The 17,812-nt window shown below is 37.1% G+C and carries 14 protein-coding genes; 7 read left to right on the top strand and 7 right to left on the bottom strand.

Annotated elements, in window-relative coordinates; translation table 11 throughout:
• Positions 1-23: 23 nt before the first annotated feature.
• Positions 24-2,042, top strand: coding sequence for an HD domain-containing phosphohydrolase (locus ACXJIN_RS05560; protein ID WP_456400264.1), 2,019 nt, complete (start codon positions 24-26; stop codon positions 2,040-2,042).
• Positions 2,039-3,439: a ComEC/Rec2 family competence protein gene (locus ACXJIN_RS05565; protein ID WP_456400266.1), complete on the top strand. Its 1,401-nt coding sequence runs from the start codon at positions 2,039-2,041 to the stop codon at positions 3,437-3,439. The genes ACXJIN_RS05560 and ACXJIN_RS05565 overlap by 4 nt, the downstream gene beginning before the upstream one ends.
• Here ACXJIN_RS05565 and ACXJIN_RS05570 read toward each other — a convergent pair.
• The 3 genes from ACXJIN_RS05570 to ACXJIN_RS05580 all read right to left on the bottom strand — a co-directional run bounded on the left by ACXJIN_RS05570 (position 3,330) and on the right by ACXJIN_RS05580 (position 5,147).
• Positions 3,330-3,812, bottom strand: coding sequence for a Fur family transcriptional regulator (locus ACXJIN_RS05570; protein WP_456400268.1), 483 nt, complete (start codon positions 3,810-3,812; stop codon positions 3,330-3,332). The genes ACXJIN_RS05565 and ACXJIN_RS05570 overlap by 110 nt on opposite strands.
• Positions 3,813-4,026: 214 nt before the next feature.
• Positions 4,027-4,488 (bottom strand): ferritin family protein, encoded by a 462-nt coding sequence (locus ACXJIN_RS05575; RefSeq protein ID WP_456400270.1) that lies wholly within the window; start codon positions 4,486-4,488, stop codon positions 4,027-4,029.
• Between the two features lie 23 nt (positions 4,489-4,511).
• Positions 4,512-5,147, bottom strand: a complete 636-nt coding sequence (locus ACXJIN_RS05580) for an LptA/OstA family protein (RefSeq protein WP_456400272.1) — start codon at positions 5,145-5,147, stop codon at positions 4,512-4,514.
• A gap of 152 nt (positions 5,148-5,299) precedes the next feature.
• Here ACXJIN_RS05580 and rpmE point away from each other — a divergent pair, with 152 nt between their 5' ends.
• Complete coding sequence (gene rpmE / locus ACXJIN_RS05585) at positions 5,300-5,503, top strand: 50S ribosomal protein L31 (protein ID WP_456400274.1); 204 nt, start codon at positions 5,300-5,302, stop codon at positions 5,501-5,503.
• Between the two features lie 21 nt (positions 5,504-5,524).
• Here the strand turns inward: rpmE and ACXJIN_RS05590 are convergent, their stop codons facing one another.
• The gene (locus ACXJIN_RS05590; RefSeq protein WP_456400276.1) at positions 5,525-6,436 is read right to left on the bottom strand and encodes an asparagine synthetase A; all 912 of its coding nucleotides are present in this window, start codon (positions 6,434-6,436) and stop codon (positions 5,525-5,527) included.
• Between the two features lie 470 nt (positions 6,437-6,906).
• Positions 6,907-8,433 (bottom strand): murein biosynthesis integral membrane protein MurJ, encoded by a 1,527-nt coding sequence (gene murJ, locus ACXJIN_RS05595; protein ID WP_456400278.1) that lies wholly within the window; start codon positions 8,431-8,433, stop codon positions 6,907-6,909.
• A gap of 296 nt (positions 8,434-8,729) precedes the next feature.
• Between murJ and ACXJIN_RS05600 the strand changes: the two genes are divergently transcribed.
• The 3 genes from ACXJIN_RS05600 (at position 8,730) to ACXJIN_RS05610 (ending at position 13,327) form a co-directional block, all read left to right on the top strand.
• Positions 8,730-9,893 carry an MFS transporter gene (locus ACXJIN_RS05600; RefSeq protein WP_456400280.1) on the top strand — a complete coding sequence of 388 codons (1,164 nt, stop codon included), beginning with the start codon at positions 8,730-8,732 and terminating at the stop codon, positions 9,891-9,893.
• A complete protein-coding gene (locus ACXJIN_RS05605; protein WP_456400282.1) occupies positions 9,894-11,261 on the top strand; it encodes an MATE family efflux transporter in 1,368 nt (455 codons plus the stop codon).
• A gap of 200 nt (positions 11,262-11,461) precedes the next feature.
• On the top strand, positions 11,462-13,327 hold the full coding sequence (locus tag ACXJIN_RS05610) for an ABC transporter substrate-binding protein (RefSeq protein ID WP_456400284.1): 1,866 nt from the start codon (positions 11,462-11,464) through the stop codon (positions 13,325-13,327).
• An 89-nt stretch (positions 13,328-13,416) separates the two neighbouring features.
• Here ACXJIN_RS05610 and ACXJIN_RS05615 read toward each other — a convergent pair whose 3' ends face one another.
• A complete protein-coding gene (locus tag ACXJIN_RS05615) occupies positions 13,417-14,355 on the bottom strand; it encodes an alpha/beta hydrolase family protein (protein WP_456400286.1) in 939 nt (312 codons plus the stop codon).
• A gap of 410 nt (positions 14,356-14,765) precedes the next feature.
• Here ACXJIN_RS05615 and ACXJIN_RS05620 point away from each other — a divergent pair, with 410 nt between their 5' ends.
• Positions 14,766-16,871, top strand: a complete 2,106-nt coding sequence (locus ACXJIN_RS05620; RefSeq protein WP_456400288.1) for an HD domain-containing phosphohydrolase — start codon at positions 14,766-14,768, stop codon at positions 16,869-16,871.
• Here the strand turns inward: ACXJIN_RS05620 and ACXJIN_RS05625 are convergent.
• Positions 16,852-17,634, bottom strand: coding sequence for a nitrilase-related carbon-nitrogen hydrolase (locus ACXJIN_RS05625; protein ID WP_456400290.1), 783 nt, complete (start codon positions 17,632-17,634; stop codon positions 16,852-16,854). The genes ACXJIN_RS05620 and ACXJIN_RS05625 overlap by 20 nt on opposite strands.
• Positions 17,635-17,812 lie beyond the last annotated feature (178 nt).

Below are 17,812 nucleotides of genomic sequence, written 5' to 3' on the forward strand. Positions count from 1 at the left end.
TCTATATGAAAGTAGGATAACGTATGAAGAAAATTGTTGCATGTATTGGAATTTTATTGATCATTCTTTTTGCTTACGTGAATGCTGAAACTTTGAAAGTTGTAATTGACAACAATTACCCTCCCTACTCTTTTCTGAATTCTTCAGGACAGGTGATGGGTATATGTGTTGATTTGTGGAAAAAATGGGAAGAAGTGACCGGAGTAAAAGTGCAACTTATCGCGGTTGACTGGGATAAAGCCATCCCAATGGTTGAAAGCGGAAAGGCCGATGTGGTGGATGAGATCTTTTACACAAAGCAAAGAGCACAAAAGTTGGATTACACTGAAGCGTACGATAAGATAAACACGACTGTTTTCTTTGATAAAAGACTTTCGGGAATCACTTCAAACTTAGAAACGTTAAAGGGATTTAGAGTTGGTGTAAAAAGTGGGGACTACGACGCCACTTACCTATTAAAACATGGAATTGACAAACTTTCCTACTATCCTTCCTATTCTCAATTGGTAAAGGCCGCGGTCGAAGGAAAAATACACATATTCGTAATGGACGAACCGTGTGGCTTCTACTACCTTTCTAAATTAAACGCTTTAGATAAATTCAAACACTCACAGCCTTTGTACACGTCCAACATTTATCGTGCCGTCAAAAAGGGAAATGTAAAGATTTTAGATTTAGTCCAGAATGGTTTCTCAAAAATCCCACCTTCTTACGTAAAAAAAACAATGAAAAAATGGAAGGGAAGCCTACAAAACCCTCCCGCCTGGGAAAATTTCAAGGTAATCGTTATAGCGGCCGTAATAATAGTGGCGCTTATGATAATATTCACGGTATGGAACAGATTGCTTGCGTTTGCCGTGAAAAAGAAGATAGAAGAGATAAAATTGGAAGCCCAACGAACTAAGCGGGAAAAAACGAAAGTTGCCGAACTTTCAGAAAATCTACGAGAAGTTACCGAACATCTTTACAAATTGAATGAGAAAATGTCAAAAATGACGAAATTGATTTCTGAACTTTCTCCTTTTTTAAACGAAAAAGAATTCGCAAAGGATGTTTTGAATGTTGCCCTTCAATTTGTACCTGAAGCGGATGGAGGGTCTTTTTCAATAGTTAAAAATGGAAAATGGGAGTTTTTAGCCGTTAGTGATAATTATGATTCCACAATATTAAACAATTTGGATTTAAAAGCCGAATGGATGTATAAAGTTGACAAATTGGAAGTTATAAATTACATACTCGTTAAAGATGAAGAGATCATCCCTTTTGAATTTGCCAAAAAGATAGCCGAGATTCCAAAGAAAAAAATCGTGAAATCGTTGGTCGTTCCAATAAAAATAAATGGAAAATACGCTGGAAATTTCTTTTTAGACGCTTTCGAAGACGTGGAATTTTCAGAAGAATCAAAATACATGATGGAAATTTTTGGAAAATTGGTGTCTTCATTTTTCACCATAAAAAGAGTTAACTCTTTGGAATTGGAACATCAAAAAGAGCTCTTGAAAAAGATAACAGATCTTCTGGAAGACAACAACCCGAAAAGCAGGGGTCATTCCGAAAGGGTTGGAATAATTACCTGTAAAATAGGGAAGAATTTGTCCTTAAACGATGAAGAAGTAGAAGACTTAAAATGGTGTGGTTTTATTCACGATATAGGCTTTGTTGGGGTAAAATCAGAATTGCAAACAAAACTTGATCTTTTTGAAGATGAAGTCGATCTGAAAAAAATGCATCCAATAATAGGAGAATTGATAATAGACACCTCCACACTTCCAAAAAGGTACAAAATTGCCATAAAACATCACCATGAAAACTACGATGGAAGCGGTTATCCGGATGGATTAAAAGGAGAAGAAATTCCTTTATTTTCCAGGATCATAGCCGTTGCAAATGCCTTTGATGAACTTGTGAAATTCAAGGGTATTTCACCAAAAGAAGCTGTTGAAGAAATAAAAAGAGAAAGTGGAAAAACATTCGATCCGGAAATCGTGAAGGCAGCTGTACCTGTCTTTGAAGATTTCATCTCAAAGTTAAGAAAAAAATGATAACAAGAGCCCCTTTCTTTTTCATCTTCTTGGGAAGTGTACTTGGTTCCCTTTTCTTTTCCGCCTTTCAATTTAAAATTTTAGGGCTTGCAATAGCGTGTGGAGCCATTTTGTATATTTTCTTCATCAGGACTAAGGGTCAATTGGTATTGGCGCTTTTTCTTTTTGCAATGGGATTGGTATGGCTTGAAAGCCCGTATAATTTTCCAAGCACTGATTTTTTTCTAATAGCAAAGGTGAGAAGTGTTTCAAGTCACGTGATCAAATTATCTTCTGTTCGTTTTTACAAGGACAAAAAATGGTGGAAGGGAAGGGATTCATACATCTTTCTCAATACTTATCAAAACAAAACAAGGCCACAAATTCAAAACACTTTTATGGCATTGGTAAAAAAAGATGGAAAAAGTTTAAGAGCAAAAGACGCTTTCTGGGTAAGTTTTGATACACCCATTGAAAAATTATACGATACGGGATCAAAAATCTCGCTATTTTTATACACAGAAATGAAAAAATACGTCTTTTCCGAAGCGGATACGGTCGCTTCGATATTTCTAGGAAGAAAAGATGTTTCTTATGAAGTAAGACAAACCTATAAAAATGGAGGCTATGCACACATTTTCGCGGTCTCCGGAATGCATGTTGGCTTCATATCATTCTTGACTTTGCTTATCATTTCTGAATTTCTTCCCTGGAATTTTTTCAAATACCCACTAACTTTCTTTTTTCTAACGTTCTACGGTTTTATGACCGGTTTTTCCATTCCGACGCTGCGCGCGATCTCTTTTTTTGGCCTTTACGCTCTTTTCAAACTCTTAGATAGGCCACAAGATTTTCTAAACGTCCTGGGATTGGTTGGTACAATAGAGGTTATCTTAGATCCATCGATAATCTTTGACGTCTCTTTTCAACTTTCCTATTCTGCTGTTACATCGATAGCCATTCTCTTTCCCATTTTGCCAAAGTTTCGTCCACGTTTGCTTTCCGATTCTTTTAACTTAACGGTAGCTGCAAATGTTGGAGTCGTGCCTTTTTTGATATTGAATTACGGAAAAATCTATCTTGCATCTTTTATCTTTAACATATCAATTGTTCCAATACTCACAGCGATAATACTTGAAGGAGCTTTTTTCTTTTCTCTCTTTTCACTTGTCGGATTTCATCTTGCAGAAAAGATAATTGGAGGAGGAATTTATCCATTTGCGAAGCTCTTAGACATTGTGGCTTATGTCACAGAAAAAATGCCACTTTCAGTCATTTCAGTAGGACCAAAAGTGGCCTTATTCTGGATTACTTTATCGAGTGCTGTATTGCTTTTTTCTTTGATTCTTTTTCTTCGCTTAAAGCCTGGCAACGAGGGCAAATACCGTAAAAATTCAACTGATGATCGACTATTTTAAAGCCGGTCTTCTCCTCAATCAGTTTTTCTAATTCTTCTAACAAATCTTCTTTGATTTCGTATATTCGTCCACATTTTGTACAAATAAGATGATGGTGCTGATGCGAATTTGGTTCTTTAACTTCGTACCTTTCCATACCGTCTCCAAAGTTCACTTTCGATAAAAATCCCATTTCTTTTAGCAAATCAACGGTCCTGTAAATCGTTGCTTTGCTTATGTGAGAATTTTTGTGCGAAAGCTTTTCATAAACTTCATCGGCCGTGAGATGTTCTCCCTGATTTTCAAGGAAAACGGAAAGTACCGCCTCTCTTTGGGAGGTGATGCGCAAATGACGCTTCTTAAGTTCATTCCTCAGTTTCTCATAAATTTTCATTTTTCTCACCTCTGTTAAATAATATCAACCACTTATTGAGTGTACCCGTAAATCTTTGCAATTAGTTTGTGATTTTCTTTATGATTTTTTTCTTTTTAAGTTAAGTTTTTTCACTCATCTCGTTTGTGAGTGCGATAAAGTAAAATTAAACGCTCCATCATTATAGATGGAGCGTTTAATTTTCAAAATTCAATCCAAATTGTCTCAAAAAAGCTTAATTTTCTTGATAAATCAGGTCATCGTACAAAAACTGCAATTTGTTTTTATGCTTTAACTCCTCTATCGAAAGAAATTCAAGGACCTTTCTCAAGTCTTCATCTCTTGCGCCTTTAAGAAGATTTTGATAGAATTGATGTGTCATATCCTCTCTTTTAATGGCAGCTATAAGTATATCTTGAATGTTAGATTTGGAATCTATTTTTGAAGGAAGTAGATAATCTCCAAGCTTCATATCTTGAATTTTGTCTATGACAAGGCCTTTCGCAACTTCATCAACACCTCGATTTATCATCTCTTCTATTCTTTTCTTGTGTTCTACCTCTTGTTCAGCCAAAGCTTTTAATTCTTCCTTCAAATGAGGTTGACTTACAAAATTCTGAGCATTTGTGTAAAAATTGTAAGAGCTCTCTTCGATCTTCTTGGCCGTTTCTAGCACTTCATCCACACTTTTAATCATGATTTTCCCTCCTTTTTGCTTCGCTACTTCAGCGTGATCTCCATCTTTACATTCTTCAAAATTATGGAGTTTTTGTCAATATTCATAATCAATTCTCCCGCCCATGCTTTTTCATTGGTAGAAGAATTGTAAAGGTAAACATTTCTGAAGACATTGAAAATCTTTTCTTTTGCCTTGTAAATAAAATTCCTTCCTTCAATGTGAATTTTCCCTTTTTGGATCACAACCGGGCTGCCTTCCCCACTGTACACATCATCTTTTGTATCAAAACTCAACGTGGAAGATTCGATTACAATATTTGAATTGCTTGCTTTGATGGTCATCGAAGCATTCCCACTTAACAATCCACTGTCTGAATTCAAATCGTAATTCATACTTTTTGCGGTAACCGTGGCATCTTTTAAAAGTACAACCACATTTCCCGTTGCGCTCGCGCTTTTCCACGTTACCTCTCCGGCGGCATCCTTCTCACCGGAAACATTTATGTGGGAAGCTATGATCGTGGTATCACCTATTATTATCTTACCATTTAATATCGTTGTTAATGTTCCGCCTATTTCGTAATTGGTTTCTCCGGCAATTATGTGCAAAATGCCGCCAAATGATGCTAAGGCTATAAAAATTGTAAAAAGTAGTAAAGACAGTGTAATTTTGTTCAATTATGGTGCCGCTTTACGGCTCCCTCCCTTCTCTGGTGTGTGCCGCAAGTATTATACCATACTCAAATCATTATGAACATTTTGTAAAGAAAAAGCGGTCATTTGCTCAGTGTGTTATAATTCCAATGTAAAAAAGCAAGGAGGTTTTTTAAATGAAAAAAGGCATACACCCGGAACTCCACGAGGTGATTGCAACCTGTGCTTGTGGAGCGCAATATAAAGTGCTTTCCACGAAGGAAAAGATAACTTTGGAAGTATGTTCTGCTTGTCATCCTTTTTACACAGGTAAGCGCACCAACATTATAGACAGCGAAGGCAGAGTGGAAAGGTTTAAAAGAAGATATTCGAAAAAATGACCCCCTGATGGAGGTCATTTTTTACAATGAAAGTTCTCCAGGCACTTTCGGAAAAAGTCTAGCTTCTTCCACATGTGACAGATTACAAACGAAGCGTGTAAGTCTTTCTATACCTATTCCACAGCCGGCAGAGGGAGGAATGCCTTTTTTTACCTCCTCAAGGTACCACCTCATAGATGAAAAATCATTTCCTTTGTACTCCATTCGTTTCACAATTCTATCGTATTCGTATTCTCTTTCGCCTCCAGATGATGCTTCGTTAAAGCCATAAGGGTACATTAAATCCATATCTAGCAGCGTTTTCCCGTTTTTATCGAGCTTATCGTAAAATTCTCTTTCGTCTATTGGAATATCTATGAGCCAAAAGGGTTCTGTAGCTTTTTCAGAAAGGATACTTTCAAAATCTTCACCATATTTTTCCAAAGCCTCAAGATATTTTACTTTTTTAAATGGAACTTCTGGGATTGAAAAATGAGGATTCATTTTCGCGATTAAGTCTCCAAATTTTCTTCCAAGCTCTTCAAAGGTGTAAACAAGCATCTCTTCAACCAAAGCCATAATATCTTCTCTTGTCGCATCACGCATTTCCAAATCGAGTTGCGTGAATTCTATAAGATGACGACCACTGTTTTTCTTCTCTTCTGTTTCCAAGCGTATGTTAGGCGAAAACGAAAAGATCCTCGGGTAAATTCTCATGGCAAGTTGTTTGTGAAATATCATAGATTTTGTTAAAGAATAACTTCCATTGTAGTACTTTATTTTTGCATCGAAAACAGAATGGTTTAATGGATCGGTTATTGGAGAAATTATGACTGGAAGAATTTCTATAAATCCCCTTTCTCTTAGAAACTTTCCCATCAAAAAGATCAATTCGCTGGAAATTTCCAAAACTTCTCTTTTCACTTTTAAACTTTTTTCCACACTTATCTCCATTTGAAACACCTCCTGAAAGAATTATCTTTTGGAACAGAATTTTAATAAAAAAAGCCGGTGACTTCTTTCTGTCACCGGTCTGATGGATTTTAAATTTAAGCTCAAAAACGCTTAACCCCATCGACCGATGTCGAAGGGGTTATTATTGTTAACGGTGTATATTAACGAATATTTTTTGATAGTTCTGTACATAAAATCACCTTTTGGTTTAAATATTTTTAAGATGATAACATAAAAAAATATAATTGTCAAGTTAACAAATCGCCTTCTAGTTCTTAACTTACATTGCGCATCATATTAGAAAAAATTAAAAAAGGAACTAAATCTCGCTTTTAAAGCAATCGTTAAAACAAATAAGCTTTACCATTTTGAAGTTCAAAGAAGTTGAGGGGGAGTTGAGAGGTATAGAAGTAACGAAAAAGCGGAATGTTCACAGACGAGTGCCTGAAATTTTTCATACAAACATGAATTTATCTTTTTCCCACATTTCGAACAACCATTTTGAACTCATTTCTTGCAAAGAAAAGAACCATAACACTTGCAATGAAAAACTCCAAAATGAGTTTGGGATACTCAGGTATATGATGAAGGTGAAATAGAAAAACGTACACGTACAAAATGGACGTTAAAACTGGAAGGATCGTTTTCACACTGAAAAGATGGAAAATTTTGTAATGATACTTTAAATCCACGGTAAGTGTTAACATCCAAAGTATTCCCACCACACTAGAAGATGCGGCTATTCCAGCTTGCTTAAAAGGGCTCATTAACCACCAGTCCATTATCGCGTTCAGCAAAATAAAAGGAATTGAAAGAAGTGACAATCTTAAAGTGCTCTTCTTTGCCATGTAAACGTTGCCGAGCATGCTATTCAAAGGAATTGTCAATATCATAATTGAATATCCTACCAAAGTTGTTGATGTGATAGCGGTTGAATTCACGTTGAAAGCTCCTCTTTGGTATATTATTTCGACTATCCAAGATGCTGCAACTATTGTAAACGCCGCTATAGGGGACAGCATTTTAATCACGGTCTCATTTAAAATTCTTGTTTTCCTTTCCAAAGCCTTATCATCCATCATCGCGGCACTTTCCGAAACGCTTGTAAATGAAGACGTTATAAGACCCGTCGAAGCCAATCCCGATATCATCGTAATTATTGAAAAAGAATATGTCAAAGCGGAAACGCTTCCAACGGGTAAGTACGCCGCAAACGATTTATCCACAATGCTGTTTATAGTTCCAACGGTTATAGAAAGAAAAAGTGGAGCCGCTAAATACAAAGCCCTCACCATTTGTCTTGTGAAAGGCTTTGAAAATGGGAAAAACGTCCATATTTTTTTACCAAACAAATAAGCAACAAATGCCATGGAAGCAGTTCCCGCTGTCCAGGCCACAGCGTAAGATGCCGCACCTATCTTCGAAGTCAAAAGCAAAAGAACCGGAATTGCGACAAGGTTAAAAGTAAAACTTGCCAATGAATACTGAAGAAACATTCTCTCAGCTCTTAAAAACGTTCCAAAAACATTTATCAATCCGGTAAAAAATGGAAGAATGGAAAATATTCTTAAGTAGCTATCGGCTAAAAGAAACGTTTTTTGTGGGAATTTAGGAGCAAATATCTTAACAAACAAGTCTGGAAAGAGGAAAAGCATCGCTCCGAAAACAAGTAGAAAAATAGAGATAAAACCAACTAAACTCCGAGCAAAAAATTTCGCCGATTCATCACCGTTCTTTTTCTTTTCTTCGAGATACATTGGAATGGCAATTGATGCAAATGAAGAAGAAATTATCATCGATAAAAATGCAGCTGGCTGTTGAGCGATCACAACGGCATCAAATCCACGACTCGTTCCAAAAAGCGAACTGGTGATCATCTGTCTTACAAGGCCAAGCAATTTGGAACCTAAAGTAAAAGCGGTAATCCATATGGCTCCAGCGGCAATTGTCTGTTTTGATTTAAAAATGTTAGAAAGTTTCGATTTTAAGTGTGCCAATGTGGAAAATCTCCCCTTATGGTTTACTCCTGTTGTGCATAAACGTCAGAAGAACATTTTTTGAGTCGTAAAATCGTTGCTTTAACGTACATGAATAGCGAACAATTATACAACACAAAAACAGACAAAGCGGACTCTCGGGGGAAAGTCCGCTTCATTAAAGATTGTTTAAGGGGGATAGGGGGGTATTTCACTACTTTAGACGCACTATTTTTAAATTGGTTCAAAAATTTTTTGGTTGCTTGAAATCATAAAGTGGTAAAATAGTACGTAATCCGAACTTAAGGGGTGAAAAAATGAAAGAGGTCTCAGCTAAAACACAATTAACTCTTTGCAGTTTGAATCATTTCACCATTGATTCTTACAGCGCAATGTTAAATCCTTTGCTTCCTTTAATAATGACGATTTTTTCTCTGAGTCAAGGAACAACTGCTTTTATTTCAGCAAGTTTAGGAGTTATAGCCGCTTTCGTCCAACCTTTTGGCGCTGCTTTGGGGGTCAAAATAGGAGAAAAGAGAATGCAAGTCATTAGTATTCTTTTGTCAGCCATATTCATTCCACTTATTGGAAGTACGAAAAGCTTGATCTTTCTCATTTCTTTTTTGATCCTCGGTAAAATTGGAAATGCCTTTTTTCATCCCAACGCGGCCGCTTTTGTTGGCAAAATAGGATTTAAAAAAAGTAACACCGCCATGTCTTTGTTCTCAATAGGTGGAACTTTAGCCGGTGCCGTTACACCTATTTTTATCGTGTGGTACGTGAAGATATTCGGAATGGGATCGATGTACCTCTTGATGCTTTACGGATTAGTCGTGGCCATTTTATCAATTTTTCTACTTCCAAGGTATAAAGAAAGCTTTGACAGGGTAAACCAGGAAAAAGGCTTTGGTTTAAGAGATTCAATTAAAGTCAAGGGTGTAAAAATCTTAATGACGGTTATCGTGTTACGCTCGTTAACACTCATGATGTTCTCTAATTTAATACCGCTTTACCTGAAACAGTTGAATTACTCGTTGGTTTGGGGGGGATATTTTTTAACACTTGCTACTTTGGCTGGAACACTTGGAAACTACACGGGTGCCATGCTTTCAGACAAGTGGGGAAGCAAAAAAGTAAACATGTTCTCACTTTTTCTCGCCTTTCCTTTTGGACTTTTAACGTTTTTAACAACGAATGTTTACCTGATGTTGGCAATGTACATATCAATGTCTTTCTTTTCATTTTTCACAATGGCATCCAATATCTCTTACATGCAAGGATTTTTGCCACACAGAAAAGGAATTGCATCTAGCCTTAGCATGGGAATATCGTGGGGAACATCCAGTTTGTTGTTTATGGGAATAAGTTTGACCATAAATTCTGTTGGGTTAAGAACAGTTTTACTTTTTGGGGCTTTTTCACTGCTTTTGGCAGGTCTTTTTTCTCTAAAATTACCTGGCGAAAGGAAAACGGGGGTTTAAATGAGGGTACGAGCTCAAAACTTAACGACAGGTTCGATAATTTCAAACATAATAAAGCTCTCCTGGCCGCTCGTACTTTCCAACTTAATTCAATCTCTATACAACATTGTTGATACTTTTTGGCTGGGAAAATTGGGCCCATTGGCTATAAACGCCCCAACTATTTCCTGGCCGGTCATATTCCTGGTGATCTCCTTCGCTGGTGGATTTGGGATGGCTGGGACTTCATTTGTTTCTCAACATCACGGGGCAAATGAAGAGGAAATGGTGGGAAAAGCTGTTGGTCAAACGCTTCTAATAATCGCATTTTTCTCTGTAATAATGAGCGTTAGCGGTTTTTTTCTGTCTGATTCCATCGTAAAGTGGATGGGCGCTTCAAAGGCTCTTGTTCCCTTAGCATCTACCTTTATGAAAACAATATTCCTGGCCACTCCTTTTACCTTCGGCTTTATGATCTATTCTTCTCTTTTAAGGGGATACGGGGATACGATCACACCTATGAAGTTGTCTTTTTATTCAGTTATAACAAACATGATTCTTGATCCAATTTTAATATTTGGATGGCTTGGATTTCCAAAATTAGGAGTCTTCGGCGCGGCACTCGCAACGTTGTTAACACGGGGCGCATTCACAATTTACGCTTATTATCTCTTGCTTACGGGGAAAAATGGACTAAAAGTGAAAAAGAGTGATTTCATTCCAGAATTCGATAAGATAAAACAAATAATCAAAATAGGTCTCCCACTCGGTTTAAGTCAAACTGGACAAGCCGTTGGATTCGTCGTCATGACGGCCATTGTCACGTATTTCGGAAATTATACCCTTGCCGCATTTGGTATTGGAAATAGGATAATTTCACTTGCAACGATGTTTTCTATGGGAATAAGCGCCTCTTCTTCGGCCATAGTGGGACAAAATTTGGGAGCTAAAAAAGTTAAAAGAGCCGAAGAGACGATAAAAAAATCTTTGATTTTGAATTTTCTGACAATGGTGGGTATTTCTTCCATAATGATAATCTTTAGATACCAGCTCATTGAAATATTCGTTTCAAATGAAAACGTTATCTCACAAGGTGCGCACTTGATGTTCATCATAGCCTTTTTTATGCCATTTTTTGCGATAATGCAATCATTTATGGCCGCTTTCAACGGTTCTGGTCATACCGTTGAAAGTATGTGGATGATGATCTCAAGACTATGGTTTATGAGAATACCTTTGATATTCGTTCTTGGCTGGGGTCTTAAATTCGGCTCCAACGGAATATGGTGGGCAATGGGTTTGTCCAATGCCGGTGCCGCGCTTCTTGCATTCGTGCTTTATCTTCCAGGTAAGTGGAAAACTCCAAAAGCCATGTTTAAAAATAATTAAAAGTAAGGCGTCTAATAAATTAAAATATGGAAAAGTAAAGCACTTTATTTATCTCTCTTGACACTTAACATTTATAGTGTTAAAATTATTCGTGATTCTCAATGTTTTTTCTTCACTTCTTGAAGCACAAAGAAAAACTTAAAAATTCATACTTCAACGTTCTTTGTGATCAAGAGATATTTTACATGGGAGGTGGGTTTATGAAGTTTAAAGTCTTTCTTTTGGCGTTAGCAGCTGTTGCCTTGCTTGTGTTCCCAGTGTGGGCAAGCGTGAACAATCCAAATACGATAATCGAAGAAGATGAACGGTCAGTTGCTACTTTGGATCCAGCGTGGGCTTACGACACTGGTTCTGGACAAGTACTCAATAACATTTACGATAACCTAATTCAATACAACGGTGTATCGGTAACGAAGTTCCTTCCAATGCTTTCCACCAATGTTCCTTCTGAAAAAGATGGTACCATACTCAATGGTGGAAAAACGTACATCTTCCACATAAGGAAGGGAGTTTATTTCCACAACGGCGATCTTTTGACTCCTGAAGATGTCGTCTACACATTTGAAAGAATTGTCATTTTCGACAGAGCTGGAGGGCCACAGTGGATGTTGGCCGAGCCTTTGCTCCCGGAAATCAATGGTTCGTATGTTGATAGCATAACGCAATGGGCGGTAAAGCTTGCTGGCGTTAAATCTTGGGATGACTTGTTTATCAAAGGAACCCGAACTCCAAAAAATGCTAAATACAAAAAAGCCCTTATCGATGCTTTCAATCTTCTCGCAAAGGATTTCGTGATAAAAGGTGATGAGGTGATAATTAACCTTCCTCACCCATATCCTCCATTCCTCTCGATAATTTGTCACGGTGCATTTTGGTCTTCCATAATTGACAAAAAATGGGCGAAATCCGTTGGAGCATGGCCAGGTACTGCTGACACGTGGTGGCTTTACCACAACCCAATTCGTGAGAAGGATCCCTTATATTCCGTAGCTAATGGAACAGGACCATTTGAATTGGAAAGATGGACAGCAGGAAGAGAAGTTGTGTTGAAAAGATTCGACAAATATTGGGCTGGTCCTGCAAAAGTTGAATACGCAATAATAAAGGTAATTAAAGAGTTTACAACAAGAAAATTGGATTTGCTCAGAGGAAACGCAGATGTCATTTCGGTCCCGCCTTCATTCCTTGAACAAGTGGCCAATGTGAAAGATGTAAACGTTAGTAAAAGCATTCCCGTCTTGGGAATATACAATTTCTTCTTCAATTTCAACGTTCAGCCACATAGCAAATTTTTGTATTCCGGAAAGCTGGATGGCAATGGTGTTCCACCAGATTTCTTCTCGAATCTAGATGTCAGAAAAGCGTTTGAGTATATGTTCCCATATAAAATATACATAAAAGACGTCTGGTATGGTCAGGGCATACATCCTAACAGCCCTATTCCCAAGGGATTATTGGGATACAGTGCCAATACACCTTCTTACAATTTTGATCTCAACAAAGCAATAGAGTATTTCAAGAAAGCTTACAATGGAAAACTGTGGAAGGTTGGCTTCAAGGTGGCTGTTACCTACAACATAAATGATAAGACAATGCAAATGGCAGCTCAAATGTTAAGCGCTTATGCCCGAAAGATAAACCCAAAGTTTAAAGTGGTACCGGTTGGATTGCTTTGGGCTTCGTTATTAGATAATCAAGTAAGCGGGAGTATGCCAATATACGCGTTAGATTGGTTTGCCGATTATGCTGGACCATATGATTTTGCATATCCTTACCTTGATTCAAATGGCCCATATGGTGCGTCCCTTGGAAAGAACTTCATTGCCCTTGCCAAAAAAGAATTTGATCCACTTATCACTGAATCTATGAAGGTTACCGATCCGGCTAAGCGTCAAAAGATCTATGAAGAACTTAACTCACTATCTTACAAGTACGCAACTATGATGTGGCTCATTCAACCATCTCGTCAGATTATTTCTAGAAGCTGGTTGAAGGGGCTTTACCCGGATAATTACAATCCAATGTTTAATAAAGAGCTTCTCTTCTACAAATTGTACAAAAAATGAAGAGTAGTTTTGAAAAAAGCCCTCACCCAATTGTGAGGGCTTTTTGATGCTATTTACTCTAAAAATATTGAGAGGCTATTCTTATTTTATCATTCGTTAAAGAATTCAATAGCTTTTTTGGCTATGAACTTTTTAAAAATCAAATGAGCGCTTAAATGCCCGGAAGGAAGAACGTACCTTTTGGGTTTTCCCAATCTTTTCCATAGATCATCTGAGGAAGCGGAAGGAATAAATGGATCGAAAGCGGCTTTAAAAAAGAGCGTTTTTCTTGGAGGAATAAGATGAGCAAATATTGAGGGATCGTAAGTAAAACAAATTGGCATATTTTTCAAGTCACTTAAAAAATGAAAATTTCTTGCAGATTTATCAAATGCGAGATGTTTTAAAGCGCACTTTTGTGGATTGCATTCTTTATTCTCTTCGTACGAAATGCGAAGTATTTTGGTTGCCACGCTTTTCCAGGTTATGTATTCGTAGTTTCCGCCCGTAACCACAAACACGCCTTTTTCTACTCTTTTATCTATTGCCATGGCAATGACAGAAATCATGCCTCCAAAGCTAAAGCCCATTATGTTGATCTTTTTGAACCCTTCGTTTTCCAAAAAGTCCACGCACGTTAGTATGTCAGTTACAGCCTGGTCAAAGCGCTGCGCAAGTTCAACATCTGTTCCTTTTATGAAAGCCGTTCCACTTTTTTTACCTGGAGGAGTTCTCTCAAAATGATAAGGTAGCACTGGCATTAACGTAGGGTATCCACTTTTTGAGAAGAATTCTGGGTAGTACTTGAGATGATCGAAATTTCTCTGTCCTGTTCCATGAACAAAGATAATAGCCTCATTATTTTTAGATTTTACATTAAAAAAAAGCGCTTTAGCGTTATCTACCACATCAATTCCTGAACTTTTTGGACTCCTAAAGGTAAGAACAGAATACGAGTCTCCCTTTTCTAATTTGAATGCCGTTTTCCTTGAAGTTGTGTACATAGAAAAATCATTATCTTCCGTAATATGACCGTTTTTTATTCCCATTTTTACCTCTCAATAAGAATTAAGAAACTTCCGTTGCCCTTGAATGCGAAGAATAATTTTTTCGAAGTTCTGTCAAAACGGATTCTCCCTTTTTTCTACATCGTTAATTCAAAATACAACGCACACTTGTACACCCCTTTGTGAGCGTTTCGCTTTCTCGGCACGTTCTGTACCTCTCAGCCTCCGTATTTTGTGAATTCCAAGCGGCTCATTTATTCTGACAAGTACTTCGAGGATGTGATTCAATCACTTTTTTGAAATACTCTGTAACATCGACACCTAGGTCAAATCAGAAAATTATATTCCAGAATCGTTTTAAAAATCAAATTCTTTTTTTTTTTTAATCGCTTTTGAATTGGTAAAAAATGCTTATAAGGGTATAATAAGCGTTGTTAAATGGAGGTATGTGCATGAAGAAACGGATAACCGTTATCTTTTTTGCGATTCTCATCTCCACTTTTCTGTCAAACACCAGTTTGGCTTTAACATTAAAAGTGGGAACTTATGATGATGAGCCATTATCTTTTCAAAGAAATGGCAAAGTTGTGGGTATTTATATAGATTTGTTGAATTACATCGCCAAAAAAGAAGGATGGCGCGTAATTTACGAGTATGGCACTCTTAACGATCTTCTTCAAAAATTGAAAGATGGAAAAATAGATCTTTTGACTTCTGTAGCTTATTCACCCAAAAGGGCAAAGTACGCTTACTTTTCAAAAGAAACCGTTTATGTGAATTGGGCAAATATCTGTCAAAGAAGCAACGAAAATTTGGAAGGCATATTTTCGTTTAAAGAGAAAAAAATTGGAGTTATGAATGGAGACATTTATTACGTTGGTCCAAACAACGTCCAGGAACTTTTTGAAAAGTTTGAAATTCCAGTGAAATTTGTGGTATTTCCAGATTATCAATCGATATTGAAAGCGGTACAAGACAAGAAAATAGACGCTGGTGTGGTAACAAGGCTCTTTGTAAACATATATGCCCGCAAATATGAAGTAAAAGAAACGCCAATTATCTTCGATCCGGTAAAACTCGTCTTTGCCGCTTCCAAAGAAAATCCCACCCTTTTAGATGTTTTAAATGAAATAGACTCTCAGTTAAAGGAAATGAAAAAAAACCCAACATCAAGGTATTACCAGATTTTGAATGAATACACCAATTACGGAGGATATCAAGGAATTCCAAGATGGGCGTTTGAAATTCTTATTTACGGCGGAATAACAGCGGGAACTGTTATTCTTATTCTACTTTACATGAATTATATATTAAGGAAAAAAATAAAAAAGGCCACTCAGGATGTGATTAAAAGGAACAAAGAACTAGAACGCTTCAATAGAGAGTTAAGAAAAACTCGTGACGAATTGAAAAAGAGTGTAGAAGTTGAAAACACCATAAGGAGAAAGTATTCAGAGATATTGAACTTGTTTTCCTTGCAAACCGATCAGCTTGAAAGCAAAGAAGACGTCTTCATGGAAAAAATTCTTTCAACTGCGATCCTTATTTTGGAAGGCGATTACGGAAGCGTTAACAAAATAGAAAATGGAAAATGGAAATTCGTTTCGACAGTTGGTCACAACAAAAATATTCTTAACGCTTATTCTTTAGACGCGAAATACATATTTCGCGCTCCTGACGTAACGATTTTGAACATGAAAGAATATAACGAAAGAAATCTCCCCACCAATGTTAATTCTATTTTAAAGAAGGGGGCAAAACCCATAAAACAAACCATTTTCATTCCTTTAATTATCGAGAACATGTGGGATGGAAACATGTGCATCGATTTGGATGAAAAAAATGAAAAGAGTTTCTCGAAAGAATCTTTAGAAGTGGCAAGGGCTTTCAAAGAAGTGGCAAAAGTTTTCTTGACTTTGAAATTCAACAACGATATCTTCAAAAGGGCTTACATCGAATTTGCACGCCGCCTTGCCAATATAGCAGAATCTTACGATCAGACGACGGGTGCCCATATCACACGCGTGGGAGAAATTTCAGCGTTTTTGGCTTTGAAAATGGGAATGCCCTCCGATTTTGTGGAAGACTTGCGCGAATTCGCACCTCTTCACGATATTGGGAAAATTCTGATCGCCAAAGAAATTTTGAAAAAGCCTGGAAAGCTTAGCCCGGCTGAATGGGAAGAAATGAAAAGACACACCCTTTACGCTAAAAAAATATTGAACACGAAATACTTCGAAATGGCTTTGAAAATCGCACTTTACCATCATGAAAACTACGATGGTAGCGGTTATCCTTATGGCCTAAAGGAAGAACAGATTCCAATTGAAGCACAAATCGTTCACGTGGTGGATGTTTATGACGCTTTACGATCGTCGCGTCCATACAAAAAGGCTTTTTCTCATGAAGAAACGATGAAAATAATGACCTTAGGAGATGGACGTGTTTCACCACATTACTTCAACCCGCAAATACTGAAAAAGTTTGTAGAAAATGCTGAAGAAATAAACGAAATTTTTGAAAGAATTAATAGAGAAGCTAAAGACGATAAAAATTAGGCTTCCTGTCCTCAAAGATATCATTAAAATCGTTTAAGTGCTTGTCTCTTGAAAGTTCTGGGTGTACATTAACTTCCAAAATAACATCTTTATCTTTTGGTGCTTGGACAAGCACTTCTCCTTTTGGAGATGTGATTTGGCTCTTCCCAGTGAATTCCAATACTTTTTCACCATTTTCATCTTTTCCCCATCTGTTGGCAGTCGCTATGTACACTTTATTTTGTAAAGAAGCGTATACGTTTGAGGCCTGGCAATACGGCATGACCAAGTTAGCACTATGCGCTATAACATCTGCTCCCATTAGGGCCAGTGTTCTAAAACTTTCAGGAAAGAACCAATCAAAACATATTGCCAATCCTATTTTTATTTCTTTGAACTCTTCAACAAAAAACCCTGTGTTACCCGCAGCAAAAAAATTCTTTTCTTCAAAAAAAAGGTGCGTCTTCCTATAAATCCTTTTTCTTCCATTTGGAAAGACGAGCATAGAAGAGTTGTAAAGCGTCTCACCATCTTTTTCTGGAAAACCAAAGACAATTGCACTGCCTTTGCTTTTTGAAAAATCTTCAATTTCTTTTTCAACTAAATCGTTTAATTTTGCAACCTCAAAGATCTCGTCTTTCGTTTTAAAAAGATAACCACTAAACGCAAGCTCTGGCAAAACAAACAACTCTGCCGAAGAATTTTTCATTAGTCTCAAAGCCCGTTTGAGATTATTTTTAACGTCGAAAAGTTCCGGATTGAATTGAACTATCGCTATTTTCATGATTAAATTCTAACATAAAAAACTTACACACTCTCCTTAATCGAAAATTTACTTGAATCTCTTCAGCACATTTACAAGCTTTTCCCTTTTTTCTTCATCATCCAAAGCCCAATAGCCAAGAGCCGCTGGTCTTTTTTTGAGATGAAAAGATTGAATCAAATCCTTCATCTCATCTGGG

This window comes from Mesoaciditoga sp., from assembly GCF_054006115.1.